We start from the raw sequence: 12,766 nt of genomic DNA on the forward strand, positions 1-12,766 counted from the left end.
TTGTTTTGGAAAATAAAAAAGCCGAAAGTCGGCTTTTTTTAGTGGATATTACGATACACACCAATCACTTTCCCAAGAATACTTACATTACGTACAATAATCGGTTCTAATGTAGAGTTTTCAGGTTGTAATCGAATATAGTCTTTTTCTTTAAAGAAGCGTTTGACAGTAGCCTCATCCTCTTCGGTCATGGCAACGACGATGTCTCCGTTGTTGGCAGACTGCTGTTGACGCACGATGACATAATCTCCATCAAGGATACCGGCTTCGATCATACTGTCCCCCATAACCTCAAGCATGAACACTTGCTCGTCTGGCGAAATATAGCGATCAGGAAGTGGAAAGTAGTCCTCTACGTTCTCGATGGCTGTTATTGGTTGGCCGGCGGTGACTTTACCGATAATTGGTACATTGACTGCAGATATTTTTGGTACCATCTCGTCTTCCATGATTTCAATAGCTCTTGGCTTAGTAGGGTCCCGGCGTATGAGGCCTTTACTTTCAAGTCGTGCAAGATGACCGTGTACAGTGGAACTTGAAGCAAGTCCAACAGCTTCTCCAATTTCACGGACAGAAGGTGGATAACCTTTTGCTTGGACTTCTTTTTTTATGTAATCTAATATGTCCTGTTGCCTTTTTGATAGTTTCATATTCCGCACCTCTATCATTTATATTAGTGATAGTATAGCATGATTTGGGTAAAAATACAAACATAAGTTCGAATTATTGACAAGAATATACGTTCGCTTGATAATAATAGTTTAAAAGAATCGTGGAGGAATTATACATGAAAGGTATTATTTATTGTCGGGTGAGTACTAAAAAAGACACACAAGAAACGTCACTGTCCCGTCAGAGGGAAGAATTAGTTTCCTTAGCGGCACATCGTGGTATAGAAATTATCGATATAGTGGAGGAGCAAGCAAGCGGTTATGACTTGGATCGTGATGGGGTTTTTCAAATAATCGAGCTTATTTCAAGTGAGCATATTGATGTCCTTCTAATTCAGGATGAAACAAGGCTTGGCAGAGGCAATGCAAAAATTGCTTTTTTACATTGGTTAAGAAAACATGAAATAAAGATCTTTTCTATAACGGATAATGGAGAATTGAGGTTATCTGATTCTGATTCGATGGTTATGGATATTGTGGCAATTGTTGAGGAATACCAAAGAAAGCTACATAATTTAAAAATCAAAAGAGGCATGCAACGGGCGGTTAAAAGAGGATATGACCCTACAAAAAATCTGACAAACCTCCATATGAGCCCTGGCCGCGGTAAGATTGAGGTGCCGATTGAAGAGATAGTCAGGCTTCGTAATAACAAATTAACTTTTCATGAAATCGCTGCCACATTAAGAGGACTTGGATATGAGGTTTCGAAGGCTACTGTTAATAGAAGGTATCGTGAGTATATAGAGGATAATGACAGCGGTTTGCTTGTAAAAAAATAACCGCTCTAGTAAGATAAAAGCATATCTTCACAAGGAAGAAAGAAGGAGTTATCTATGTTACCAAAAGAAAAAATCGCAAGAATTAACGTACTTTCCAAAAAGGCCAAAAGCGAAGGGCTTACAAAGGAAGAAACAGTGGAACAACAAAAGCTTCGACAGGAATATATTAAGACATTCCGAGCTTCTATGGAGAATACTCTTCAAGGGGTAACAATCGTGGATCCGGAAGGAAATGATGTTACGCCTGACAAATTAAAAGAAACAAAAAAGAATTTAAAGCATTAAACGCTTTTTTTTAGAACACTGGAACATACTATTTATGATAAAATAGAATTTTTCCATGTAAAAATAAGTTAAAGAGAGAAAGGATGGACAAGATGACACAACATATAGATCAACTTTCCATTAACACAATTCGTACACTATCTATCGATGCAATTGAAAAAGCAAACTCAGGCCATCCAGGTATGCCAATGGGCGCAGCACCTATGGGGTATTCTTTATGGACAAGATTTATGAACCATAACCCAAAGAATCCAAACTGGTTCAATAGAGACCGCTTTGTACTATCTGCGGGTCACGGGTCCATGTTGCTTTATAGTCTTTTACATTTAGGCGGATATGACGTTTCCATGAATGATTTGAAAGAATTCCGTCAATGGGGAAGCAAAACTCCAGGACATCCTGAATTTGGACATACTCCTGGTGTAGATGCAACTACTGGTCCTCTTGGACAAGGTATTGCGATGGGGGTAGGTATGGCAATGGCAGAACGCCATTTGGCAGCTACATATAACAAAGAAGATATGGAACTTGTAAATCATTTTACATATAGCATTTGTGGAGATGGAGACTTAATGGAAGGTGTATCTGGAGAAGCTGCTTCTCTAGCATCCCACTTGAAATTGGGCCGTTTTATTGTTCTTTACGATTCTAATGATATCTCGCTTGATGGTGACTTGGATCGTTCCTTCTCTGAAAGCATTGAAACGCGTTTCAAAGGATACGGATGGCAATATATCCGCGTGGAAGATGGAAACAATTTAGAAGAGATTGCAGCTGCGGTCGAAAAAGCTCAAAGCGACCTTTCCCGCCCAACCATGATTGAAGTGAAAACTACTATTGGTTACGGTTCACCAAACCGTGCAGGTAAATCGGACGTTCATGGTGCTCCTCTTGGTGCAGATGAATTGAAATTAACAAAAGAAGCATATAAATGGACATTTGAGAACGACTTCCATGTTCCAGAAGAAGTATACACGCATTTCCGTGAAACAGTTGCAGATAAAGGAGCAAAAGTGGAAGCGGAATGGAATGAGCTATTTGATGCATATAAAACAAAATACCCAGAGCTTGGGAAACAACTTGAAGCAGCGATGAAAGGTGAACTTCCTGAAGGATGGGATTCGGAGATTCCTGTTTATGAGGAAGGGAAAAGCTTAGCATCCCGTGCTTCTTCTGGTGAGGTTCTAAATGCAATTGCCAAACAAGTACCTTCCTTCTTTGGTGGATCTGCTGACTTGGCTGGTTCAAACAAAACAAATATTAAAAACGAAGCTGACTTCACTGCTGAAGATTACAGTGGACGCAATATTTGGTTTGGTGTTCGTGAATTTGGAATGGGTGCAGCTATGAACGGTATGGCGTTACATGGCGGTTTAAAAGTATACGGTGGAACGTTCTTTGTATTCTCCGACTACTTGCGTCCTGCTATCCGATTAGCAGCGCTTCAACAGTTGCCTGTAACATACGTGTTCACGCATGACTCCATTGCAGTAGGGGAAGATGGACCTACACATGAGCCAATTGAACAACTTCCATCATTACGTGCAATGCCTAACCTATGCGTTATTCGTCCTGCAGACGGTAACGAAACTGCTGCAGCATGGAAAGTGGCATTAGAATCCGAAAAGACACCAACAGCTCTTGTGTTAACTCGTCAAAACCTTCCTACTATTAAAGGAACAGATGAGACTGCACTTGAAGGTGTACGTAAAGGGGCTTACGTTATTTCTAAAGCTGGAAAAGAAACAGCGGATGCACTTATCCTTGCGACAGGTTCTGAAGTTGGTCTTGCTGTGGATGCTCAAAAAGCATTACAACAAGAAGGCATTCATGTTTCGGTAGTAAGTATGCCTTCATGGGATCGTTTTGAACAACAATCCCAAGAATACAAAAACTCTGTATTACCAAAAGACGTGAAAAAACGCCTTGGAATTGAAATGGCTACTCCACTAGGGTGGGAGCGTTATACTGGAGATGAAGGTGATATCCTCGCTATCAACGGATTTGGCGCATCGGCACCAGGAGAGCGAATCATGAAAGAATACGGATTTACTACGGAAAATGTAGTTGCTCGTGTTAAAGCGTTATTAGATAAATAAGTAATTAAGTGGAGTGAGTATTGCCTAATACTAAGGCAATGCTCACTTTTTTTCATATTCGACAAAACTTGCTAAAAATAGCCCCTTGCCAACAACACTATAAGACAAAACTCGGCTCTCTTTTTCTCTATAATAAAAGAAAAGAAGTGATAGGAGGGTTTCGTTTGCGCGAATATATGATTTATCTGATAGAGGAAGAAGTAGCTAAACATTACTCAGGTAATGAGTTAAAACTTTTCCAGCTTTTTCAGCAATACGAACAAGAGGAACCACTTCATTCCATTATTAAACGGCAAGTGGATTATGTTACGCTTCCAGTCCCGACCTTTCCACTTCAACAATCATTAGAGCAGGCTTTAAAGAATAAGGAAGGTTACAAACGGGTAGCCTATCAGCATAAAATAGAGAAAGAAGATTCCACGGCAAAGCTTTCCATTTTCGAAAAGTACTTAAAGCTTTCTTCGACGGGATCATTTGAAGCAGAGGCAATCTTCTTTGAAATTATTCGTAAACAAGCTCCATACTTTCTTGCAATAGACTCCAGCTCAAATCGCTATGGATGGCTCCAACCAATTAAACAGAGAAAATTTGTTTAATTGGTGGAGAAATCTATCGGAAAATGTTGTATAATAGGTTCTAGTTTAGTACACTACATTGGTAGACCTAGTTTTGAGGAGGAAATTTTTTAATGGAAACATGGATTTGGATTCTTATTGTAGTTCTAGCATTGATTGCTGGGGTTGCACTAGGATTTTTCATCGCTCGTAAGTACATGATGACTTACTTAAAGAAAAATCCACCAATTAATGAGCAAATGCTTCGTGTGATGATGATGCAAATGGGAATGAAACCATCCCAAAAGAAAATTAATCAGATGATGTCTGCAATGAATAAACAAATGAAATAAATGAAAAAGCACTCACTATGGGTGCTTTTTCTTATTGTTTTGGTAAGAAATTGTTTTTAATGAAGAAGCTGTTGGATAATAGCTATTTTTGTTCTTTTAGGTTTATTAAGTACAGCTAAAGGCGCGGAATGTGAAAAACAGACTAGAAAAGCGTATCATTGCGGTTGTATGAAACGCAAAATGACATCAAAAAAATGTGAATGCGTTTCATTTCTTAGTCAGGGAGCAAATTTATTGGTCAACGGTAACATATTCAGTAGCAGCAAATAAAGCCAGTGATCATAAAAGCCATAAACTAGAAAGAGAAAACCTTTTTTTTGAACAAAATAATTCTCTTCAAAAGTATCTTCCTAAAAATTTGAATATTTGCTAAACTGTTATAGTTGAACATAGATATAAAAATCGGGGGAAAGACGATGAGTATTTTTAAAGACCTTTGGTGGTTTTTTAAGCAGGAACGTAAGTCTTACATACCTGGGGTGCTGCTTCTTGCCTTTGTAGCGTTCTTAGAACTCATTCCGCCAAGAATCGTAGGAATGACGGTTGATAATATTGTGGAAGGTACTCTAACAAGGGAAAGGATTCTCCGACTGATGCTGGTTCTTCTCGGTACCGCCGTCATTGTTTATATCTTGCGTTATCTCTGGCGAATACTGATTTTCGGCCCTGCGGTCAGGCTTGCCAGATTACTCCGTAATAATTTGTATGAGCACTTCACGAAGATGTCGGCAAGCTTTTATCAACGCAGACGTGTAGGGGATTTGATGGCCCACTCGACCAATGACCTACAAGCCATTCAACAGACTGCCGGTGCAGGAGTTTTAACTCTAGTCGACTCATTAATGACTGGCGGCTTCGTATTAATTGCCATGGCAGCAACAATTAGTTGGAAACTTACTTTGATCTGTCTAATTCCACTGCCAATCATGGCTATAGCAACCAACTACTACGGTACACTGCTTCACAAAACGTTTCATAAAGCACAGGCAGCCTTTTCATCCCTAAATGATAAAGTGCAAGAGAGTGTAAATGGAATTAAAGTGGTCAAAACCTTCGGACAAGAGAAAGAGGAAATTGAAGAGTTTGAAAAACAGGCAGAAGATGTGGTGAAAAAGAATGTTACGGTAGCAAAAATAGACTCACTTTTTGATCCTACAATCGGGCTAATTATTGGAATCTCCTTTTTTCTTGCTATCGCTTTTGGCTCAAGGTATGTCATGACAGGTGAACTGACTATTGGTGAGTTAATTGCATTTACCACTTACTTAGGCTTATTAATTTGGCCAATGCTTGCGTTTGGATGGCTTTTCAACATCGTCGAACGGGGCAGGGCTTCTTATGATCGCGTGTCAGCGCTTATGAAAGAGGAAGTAGATATTAAAGATGAGCCAAACTCAATTGAAACAATCCCTACAGGTAATATTGAATACAGTGTGCAGACGTTTACATATCCAACAGAGGAAGAAGCACTGTTAAAAGATATTCATCTCCAGTTGAAACAAGGACAGACGCTCGGGGTGGTAGGGAAAACAGGTAGCGGGAAGACCACTTTACTAAAAATGTTGATCAGAGAATTTGATGGCATACAAGGAAACATTCTGATTGGTGGTATACCAATTCGTCATTATTCCTTAGAAGCACTCCGAAAAGCAATCGGATATGTACCTCAGGACCATTTTCTTTTCTCTGCAACCATAGCTGACAATATTGCTTTTGCAGTTCCAGATGCATCATTTGAAGAGATCATTCAAGCAGCAAAACTCGCAAACATCCATGAGGATATTATTCAATTTACGGACGGGTATCAAACGATGGTTGGAGAGCGTGGGGTTTCCTTGTCGGGTGGTCAAAAACAACGATTATCCATTGCTAGAGCATTATTAATGGATCCGGAAATTTTAATACTCGATGATTCGCTTTCCGCTGTGGACGCAAAGACAGAAGAGGGCATCTTGCGTGCTCTAAAGGAAAATCGTCAAGGGAAAACGACGATTATTACCTCTCATCGCTTAAGTGCCATCCAGCATGCACAAATAATTATCGTATTAGAAAATGGTCACATTGTGCAGAAGGGTACACATGGGCAACTGATGGAAGAGGATGGTTGGTATAAGGAAATGTACCACCGTCAGGCTTTAGAATCCCTTGTGGAGCATGGGGGTTAGAAGATGAACAATCAGACAATTACAGCAAAAGAACAAAGACAGGTATTAAAGAGGTTATTGGGATACGCCAAGCCTCATACAAAACAATTTACTTTCGCTTTTACCTTACTCGTGCTGGCAACTGTAGGGGAAATTGTAGGGCCGTTGATTATTAAAGTGTTCATTGATGATTACTTAACCCCTCAAGTGATGGAAACAGGACCAATCATAACCTTAGCTGCTCTTTATATCGGTATACTGTTCGCAAAAGTAATCATTACTTACTTTCAGCTTCTAAAGTTTCAAGAGATTTCGTTAAAAATCATTCAAGAGCTAAGGATTGATATATTTGCCAAAGTACAACGTCTGGGTTTGAAATTTTTTGATAAAACGCCAGGAGGTAGTATCGTATCAAGAGTCACAAACGATACAGAGGCCATAAAAGATATGTTTGTAAGTGTTATTTCGACATTCGTCCAAAACGGGGTATTCTTAATAGGTATCTTTATTGCAATGTTTCTCTTAAATGTACAACTAGCCATTTTTTGCATGCTTATCATTCCGATCATTTTCGCGATTATGGCGACTTATCGCCATTTCAGCTCCCGATTTTATGCCGACATGAGGGAAAGGTTAAGCCAGTTAAATGCGAAACTGAATGAATCCTTACAAGGGATGTCTATCATTCAAGTTTTTCGACAAGAGAAACGCCTTCGCAAAGAATTCGCAGAAATAAATGAGGCGCACTACCAAGCTGGGGTCAAGAATATTAAGCTTGATGGACTTTTGCTGCGACCAGCGATTGATTTTGTTTATGTACTGTCTCTAATATTAGTTTTGAGCTATTTTGGCATATCTTCCATTGGCAATGTAATAGAAATAGGTGTCCTATATGCGTTTGTTAATTACCTCGGGAGATTCTTTGAACCAGTGAATCAAATGATGATGAGGCTTTCTATGTACCAGCAAGCTATTGTTTCTGCTTCAAGGGTCTTCTCTTTGCTTGATGAAAAAGAACTAGCACCAATTGCAGAACAATCGCTTAGCTCACCGACCATAACCTCTGGAGAAATAGAATTTAAAAACGTAACCTTCTCTTATGATGGAAAACGAGAAGTATTAAAAGACATATCTTTTACAGCGAAGCCTGGAGAAACAGTAGCATTGGTTGGCCACACCGGGAGCGGAAAAAGTTCTATCATTAATCTATTAATGAGATTCTATCAGATTGAAAAAGGGGAAGTTCTTGTTGATGGGTTCCCACTGAAGTATTTCGAAAATCAGGAGCTTCGTAAAAATATGGGGCTTGTTCTACAAGATCCATTTCTGTTCTACGGGACGATCAATCATAATATTCGCTTGCATGATCCATCCATTACAGATCAAGAGATAAAAGCAGCCGCTGAATTCGTTCAGGCAGACTCATTTATCAAGAAGCTTCCTGACCAATATGACCAGTTGGTAGTGGAAAGAGGGGCGACTTTCTCAAGCGGGCAAAGGCAGCTTGTGGCATTCGCACGGACCATCGCAACCAAACCAAAGATCCTGGTTCTAGACGAGGCAACCGCCAACATTGACACCGAAACAGAAGAAGCAATACAGACGGCCCTCGAAAAAATGAGAAAAGGACGTACAACCATCGCGATTGCCCACCGTCTTTCCACCATTCAAGACGCAGACCAAATTCTTGTTCTGCATCAAGGTGAAATCGTGGAAAGAGGCACGCATCAAGAATTACTTAATATAGAAGGCTTGTATTTCAAAATGTATCTTCTACAAAATGGAAAGCCAGATAAGGTGGAAGATGCACTAACTCACCCTTAAATAAAGAGTAAATAGCAGACTAGTTTCTTCATAGGAATTAGTCTGTTTGTTTTACTGTTAACTAGAGGTATGGACCTAATTTTATGAGGTTTGAAGAGTGGAGTATTCAACCAACAAGAGGGCCAATTATATGGAATAAGAGATTGCATATAATTTTATTTTTTTTGAAGCTAACAGGATTTATCCATTAAGGAAATGCTGAATAATAATAATTTATTCCATTAAAGGGTGCGATCCTGCAACAAGGATCAGTGCTCGTTTTTATATGGACTAAATATATAAATAGAAGGAATCCTTATATTATGAAATAATTAGTAATAAATAAAAGAGCAAGATAAAGAACCCATTTGAGAAGGACTCCCCATCCAAAATTAAAACGTTAAAAGATTATCTAAATTTTCATAATCAATTATTAGGTGACTTTAATTTATTCTGATAACGGAGTGTAATTGAGGATGACTTTAAAATTTTTGAATTTGTTTGTGTTGAAAAGCGTATTTTGGATAGCCTATTGATTAAATGATTCAATAGAAAGTGGTGAACGAATTGAAAATAAAATACACATTTTTACTACTATCATTGTTATTGTCAAGCTCATCTTTCGGAATGAAAGACATTATAGTATATGCCTCCCAAGATACTCAACATAGTCAGTTTGATTTAAGTAACATAACCTATATTAAATCAGAAACAGAACGGGATATTGAATTGGAAGAAGCGTTTAGCAAAGTATATAATTTAAAACGCGGTGAACATAATATTAAATATTATTATAATAGAATAGATCTTAATAATGATAATAAGCCTGAAACATTTGTTTATTTGTCAGGACCTTATGTTTGTGGAACGGGTGGTTGCAGTGGAGTTATTTTTCAAGAAGTTGATGATGAATATAAACTTGTATCAAAGTTCAGTTTAGTAAGAACTCCTATCATTATTCAAGAGAAAATGACAAATGGTTGGAAAAATCTTATTATGTATGTTGCAGGTGGTGGTATAACACCAAGTTATAAAGAGTTAACGTTCAATGGGGAAACTTATCCATTAAACCCTTCTGTTCAACCAGATGTAAAAAACGGAAAGATAAAAGGCGTTGGAATAATTAGTGATGATATTACCGAAAAAACTGGGATAAAGTTTTAAATGATTTATTTTGTCTATTCATGAAAATGGCGCGATCTTGGAACAACAATGATCAGCGTTCACTTTTCATTTTAGGCTCTGCCACTGCAGTATTATTACTTATCGTTAACCTGTTATTAAAACAATCAATAAATCTATACGGTTCTATTAGCGACAGAAGAAGGAACTCCAATGTATGAAAATATGGGATTTACATATACAGATTGTGTACATATGTATCTTTGTGACAACTATGTCCCCAGAATGTTAGATGACATTTTGGAAGTAGAGATTCTTCAGAATCGAATGGAAGATTTATCTCAAGTTGTAAAGTTAGATAAGGATGATTATTTCATTAGTTTTGTCTGAGAGTCAGAACCAGTCGCTGTAACCTTATCCATTAATAGCTCAAATGCGGTGTAACTAAATAAAAATGATCGATAGCTTGTACAAAAGGTAGTCAATGAAATTATCTTGCGTGTATTGTTCAAACATTACTTTTAACCGTAAACGCCTGAAGATTAGAAATCAGTTTTTATGATGGTTTCTAATGCTTTTTTTAGATCGTCCTTTTCCTTATCTGTAAAGTTTTGCAGAACCTTATTATTCATGTCACTTGTTGCAGCTTCTACTTTTTCTCTCATTTCGTATGATTTTGGAGTTGCAGTTACTAAAACATTTCTACGGTTGTTTGGATCTACCGTACGATCTATCAGGTTTGCTTTTTGCATTTTGTCTAATATTCCCGATATAGTAGGGGCTTCCAAATACACCATAGCTCCAATTTGTTTAGGGGATAATTGTCCTTCTTTCCATAAACAATTTAATACACCATATTGAGCAGGGGTTACGCCATGTACCTCTAAGAGCTTGCTAAAATATTTGAACACTTTATTCTGGCTTACACTGAGTAAGAAGTTCATGCAATCTTTTAATTCCATATAATCTCCTCCATTTGACAATTACTATAATAGCATGTTAGTTTTTGTTTTAAAATACTTTTGGTGCAAAAATATTTTGTGGCAAAGTAAAGGGAGTGGATAGTGGTGGATAATTTCAAGGCTATTGTAGTAAAAGAGAACGAAGAACAAGTAAATTATGGTGTAGAGAATGTTAATCTTAACAGTCTTTCTGACGGTGAGGTTTTGATCAAAGTCGAATATTCTTCGATCAATTACAAGGATATGCTTGCTGTACAAAAAAATGGAGGCGTTATAAGAAATTATCCAATGATTCCTGGCATTGATTTAAGTGGTACGATTGTTCAAACATCCGATAACCGTTACACAGAAGGACAGAAAGTTGTCGTTACAGGTTTTCAAATGGGAATGAGTCATACTGGAGGGTTTGCAGAGTATGCTAGAGTACCTGCTGATTGGATTGTTCCTTTAGCAGACAACTTAACACTAAGAGATGCGATGGTTTTTGGTACAGCAGGTTTTACAGCAGCTCTCTCCATCATGGCTCTAGAAAAGAACGGTATGGATATAAATAATAATCCAAGAATTTTAGTCACGGGTTCAACTGGCGGAGTCGGAAGCATTGCACTCCAAATCCTTTCGAAAATTGGCTACAAGAATATCAGTGCATTGGTTCGAAAAGAACACCAAGAAGAGGTAGCAAAATCTTTAGGCGCTACAGATGTCATTTTTGCAAGTGAGTTAGGAGAGCAAAAAAAGCCACTTGATAAACAAAAGTATGATTTTGTGTTGGATACAGTCGGAGGAGAGGTAGCTTCTAGATTGCTTCCGCATATTGCTTATGGCGGAAGCATGAGTATGTGCGGAAACGCTGGTGGTATTAAACTAACTTCAACCGTGTTGCCGTTTATCCTAAGAGGTATTAACCTTCTAGGAATTGATTCAGTAAATGTGCCTATTCACAAACGAGGTTATATTTGGGAGAAAATAGCGAAAGAATGGAACATCTCAAAAACATCTTTAGTGAATGAAATTACACTAAATGACTTACCTGATACCATTGAAGCGGTTAAAAATGGTCAGCATTTAGGAAGGACTATTATAAAGATTTAAGGTAGAAAGTAATGTGTACGGTTCTCGCTCTACTTTTTTTATCTTTACGATATTTTCATTAGTATAAATAAAAGTTATTTACATTGGAGAGGTTTGCATGGAAAAGCCCCTTTTGATGGGGCTTTTTCTAAAATTATCTTCCGCGTCGCTCTTCGGACGGCTCTTCGTCCAAGTCCGGCTCTTCTTCATCCATGTTATACGGAGTATCACGCTCACCAGGTTCTTTCACATCTCTTGGGTCTGTATCTATATCAAGACCTCTGTTCAAATCACGATCAAGATCACGGTCATAGCGGACAGGGCGGTAGTTTACATCCTCCGGTCCATTATCAGGCTCGTTATTCCCCATATTACATGCAGTAAGTACACTTAATGAGAAAAGAACAGACGCAAGTAAAAGCATTGATTTCTTCATTATTATGAAAACTCCTTGTTGTTTGAAAGTGAAATCAATTTTATTATTTGCTATGCGGAAATTTTTACTCTCCTTGCAAAAAAACACTCCTTGTTACCTAAGGAGTGTAATTCAACATACATTTGATAAAATATGGATAGTTAATAATATTATCTGAAGAGAAGGGGCATGTACTTATGAGAACTACAAAATCCTTGCGAACTTGTGACAAAGGGCACCAATATTATAAAAGTAGTGATTGTCCAATATGTCCAATTTGTGAAGAGGGCCGTAGAACCGACAGTGGCTTTCTTTCACTACTTGGAGCACCAGCAAGACGGGCTTTAGAAAACAAGGACATTATGACTTTAGAGCAACTAGCTAAATATACGGAGCAAGAGATATTGCAATTACACGGTATGGGACCAGCTTCTTTACCTAAACTAAGGGCTGCATTAAGGGAAGAGGGCTTTTCATTTAAAACTAATTGAGGTGAAGTAGTGGA

General features: G+C 38.1%; 15 protein-coding genes. 12 read left to right on the forward strand and 3 right to left on the reverse strand.

The window, feature by feature from the left end; translation table 11 throughout:
• Positions 1-38: 38 nt before the first annotated feature.
• Positions 39-650 carry a transcriptional repressor LexA gene (gene lexA / locus LC091_RS07230; protein WP_226681375.1) on the reverse strand — a complete coding sequence of 204 codons (612 nt, stop codon included), beginning with the start codon at positions 648-650 and terminating at the stop codon, positions 39-41.
• 137 nt (positions 651-787) lie between these two features.
• Here lexA and LC091_RS07235 point away from each other — a divergent pair, with 137 nt between their 5' ends.
• From LC091_RS07235 to LC091_RS07280, 10 genes are all read left to right on the forward strand, one after another.
• Positions 788-1,453 (forward strand): YneB family resolvase-like protein, encoded by a 666-nt coding sequence (locus LC091_RS07235; protein ID WP_226681376.1) that lies wholly within the window; start codon positions 788-790, stop codon positions 1,451-1,453.
• A 54-nt stretch (positions 1,454-1,507) separates the two neighbouring features.
• Positions 1,508-1,738 carry a DUF896 domain-containing protein gene (locus LC091_RS07240; protein ID WP_226681377.1) on the forward strand — a complete coding sequence of 77 codons (231 nt, stop codon included), beginning with the start codon at positions 1,508-1,510 and terminating at the stop codon, positions 1,736-1,738.
• 92 nt (positions 1,739-1,830) lie between these two features.
• Positions 1,831-3,837 (forward strand): transketolase, encoded by a 2,007-nt coding sequence (tkt, locus tag LC091_RS07245; protein ID WP_226681683.1) that lies wholly within the window; start codon positions 1,831-1,833, stop codon positions 3,835-3,837.
• 164 nt (positions 3,838-4,001) lie between these two features.
• Positions 4,002-4,433: a sporulation inhibitor of replication protein SirA gene (gene sirA, locus LC091_RS07250; protein WP_226681378.1), complete on the forward strand. Its 432-nt coding sequence runs from the start codon at positions 4,002-4,004 to the stop codon at positions 4,431-4,433.
• 92 nt (positions 4,434-4,525) lie between these two features.
• Positions 4,526-4,744: a YneF family protein gene (locus LC091_RS07255; RefSeq protein ID WP_010193468.1), complete on the forward strand. Its 219-nt coding sequence runs from the start codon at positions 4,526-4,528 to the stop codon at positions 4,742-4,744.
• A gap of 416 nt (positions 4,745-5,160) precedes the next feature.
• Entirely contained in the window at positions 5,161-6,909 is a 1,749-nt protein-coding gene (locus tag LC091_RS07260) for an ABC transporter transmembrane domain-containing protein (protein ID WP_226681379.1), read from the forward strand.
• A gap of 3 nt (positions 6,910-6,912) precedes the next feature.
• A complete protein-coding gene (locus LC091_RS07265; protein WP_226681380.1) occupies positions 6,913-8,712 on the forward strand; it encodes an ABC transporter ATP-binding protein in 1,800 nt (599 codons plus the stop codon).
• A gap of 537 nt (positions 8,713-9,249) precedes the next feature.
• A complete protein-coding gene (locus tag LC091_RS07270; protein ID WP_226681381.1) occupies positions 9,250-9,855 on the forward strand; it encodes a hypothetical protein in 606 nt (201 codons plus the stop codon).
• 26 nt (positions 9,856-9,881) lie between these two features.
• On the forward strand, positions 9,882-10,034 hold the full coding sequence (locus tag LC091_RS07275) for a hypothetical protein (protein WP_226681382.1): 153 nt from the start codon (positions 9,882-9,884) through the stop codon (positions 10,032-10,034).
• A gap of 4 nt (positions 10,035-10,038) precedes the next feature.
• On the forward strand, positions 10,039-10,203 hold the full coding sequence (locus tag LC091_RS07280) for a hypothetical protein (protein ID WP_226681383.1): 165 nt from the start codon (positions 10,039-10,041) through the stop codon (positions 10,201-10,203).
• Between the two features lie 152 nt (positions 10,204-10,355).
• On the opposite strand, the gene LC091_RS07285 is transcribed toward LC091_RS07280, so the two are convergent.
• Positions 10,356-10,775, reverse strand: a complete 420-nt coding sequence (locus LC091_RS07285) for a MarR family winged helix-turn-helix transcriptional regulator (protein ID WP_226681384.1) — start codon at positions 10,773-10,775, stop codon at positions 10,356-10,358.
• 105 nt (positions 10,776-10,880) lie between these two features.
• Between LC091_RS07285 and LC091_RS07290 the strand changes: the two genes are divergently transcribed.
• Positions 10,881-11,867 carry a YhdH/YhfP family quinone oxidoreductase gene (locus LC091_RS07290; RefSeq protein ID WP_226681385.1) on the forward strand — a complete coding sequence of 329 codons (987 nt, stop codon included), beginning with the start codon at positions 10,881-10,883 and terminating at the stop codon, positions 11,865-11,867.
• 133 nt (positions 11,868-12,000) lie between these two features.
• Here LC091_RS07290 and LC091_RS07295 read toward each other — a convergent pair whose 3' ends face one another.
• Positions 12,001-12,282: a hypothetical protein gene (locus tag LC091_RS07295; protein ID WP_168865873.1), complete on the reverse strand. Its 282-nt coding sequence runs from the start codon at positions 12,280-12,282 to the stop codon at positions 12,001-12,003.
• A gap of 176 nt (positions 12,283-12,458) precedes the next feature.
• Between LC091_RS07295 and LC091_RS07300 the strand changes: the two genes are divergently transcribed.
• Positions 12,459-12,752, forward strand: coding sequence for an RNA polymerase alpha subunit C-terminal domain-containing protein (locus LC091_RS07300; RefSeq protein ID WP_226681386.1), 294 nt, complete (start codon positions 12,459-12,461; stop codon positions 12,750-12,752).
• Positions 12,753-12,766 lie beyond the last annotated feature (14 nt).

The sequence above is a fragment of the Sutcliffiella horikoshii genome (assembly GCF_020524325.1).
GTDB classification, from domain to species: Bacteria; Bacillota; Bacilli; order Bacillales; family Bacillaceae_I; genus Sutcliffiella_A; species Sutcliffiella_A horikoshii_D.

What these genes read in the sequence shown, in the direction of transcription:
- lexA (WP_226681375.1), bottom strand. Translation starts at nt 650, where the DNA reads ATGAAACTATCAAAAAGGCAACAGGACATATTAGATTACATAAAAAAA.
- LC091_RS07235 (WP_226681376.1), top strand. Translation starts at nt 788, where the DNA reads ATGAAAGGTATTATTTATTGTCGGGTGAGTACTAAAAAAGACACACAA.
- LC091_RS07240 (WP_226681377.1), top strand. Translation starts at nt 1,508, where the DNA reads ATGTTACCAAAAGAAAAAATCGCAAGAATTAACGTACTTTCCAAAAAG.
- tkt (WP_226681683.1), top strand. Translation starts at nt 1,831, where the DNA reads ATGACACAACATATAGATCAACTTTCCATTAACACAATTCGTACACTA.
- LC091_RS07255 (WP_010193468.1), top strand. Translation starts at nt 4,526, where the DNA reads ATGGAAACATGGATTTGGATTCTTATTGTAGTTCTAGCATTGATTGCT.
- LC091_RS07260 (WP_226681379.1), top strand. Translation starts at nt 5,161, where the DNA reads ATGAGTATTTTTAAAGACCTTTGGTGGTTTTTTAAGCAGGAACGTAAG.
- LC091_RS07265 (WP_226681380.1), top strand. Translation starts at nt 6,913, where the DNA reads ATGAACAATCAGACAATTACAGCAAAAGAACAAAGACAGGTATTAAAG.
- LC091_RS07275 (WP_226681382.1), top strand. Translation starts at nt 9,882, where the DNA reads ATGGCGCGATCTTGGAACAACAATGATCAGCGTTCACTTTTCATTTTA.
- LC091_RS07280 (WP_226681383.1), top strand. Translation starts at nt 10,039, where the DNA reads ATGGGATTTACATATACAGATTGTGTACATATGTATCTTTGTGACAAC.
- LC091_RS07285 (WP_226681384.1), bottom strand. Translation starts at nt 10,775, where the DNA reads ATGGAATTAAAAGATTGCATGAACTTCTTACTCAGTGTAAGCCAGAAT.
- LC091_RS07295 (WP_168865873.1), bottom strand. Translation starts at nt 12,282, where the DNA reads ATGAAGAAATCAATGCTTTTACTTGCGTCTGTTCTTTTCTCATTAAGT.
- LC091_RS07300 (WP_226681386.1), top strand. Translation starts at nt 12,459, where the DNA reads ATGAGAACTACAAAATCCTTGCGAACTTGTGACAAAGGGCACCAATAT.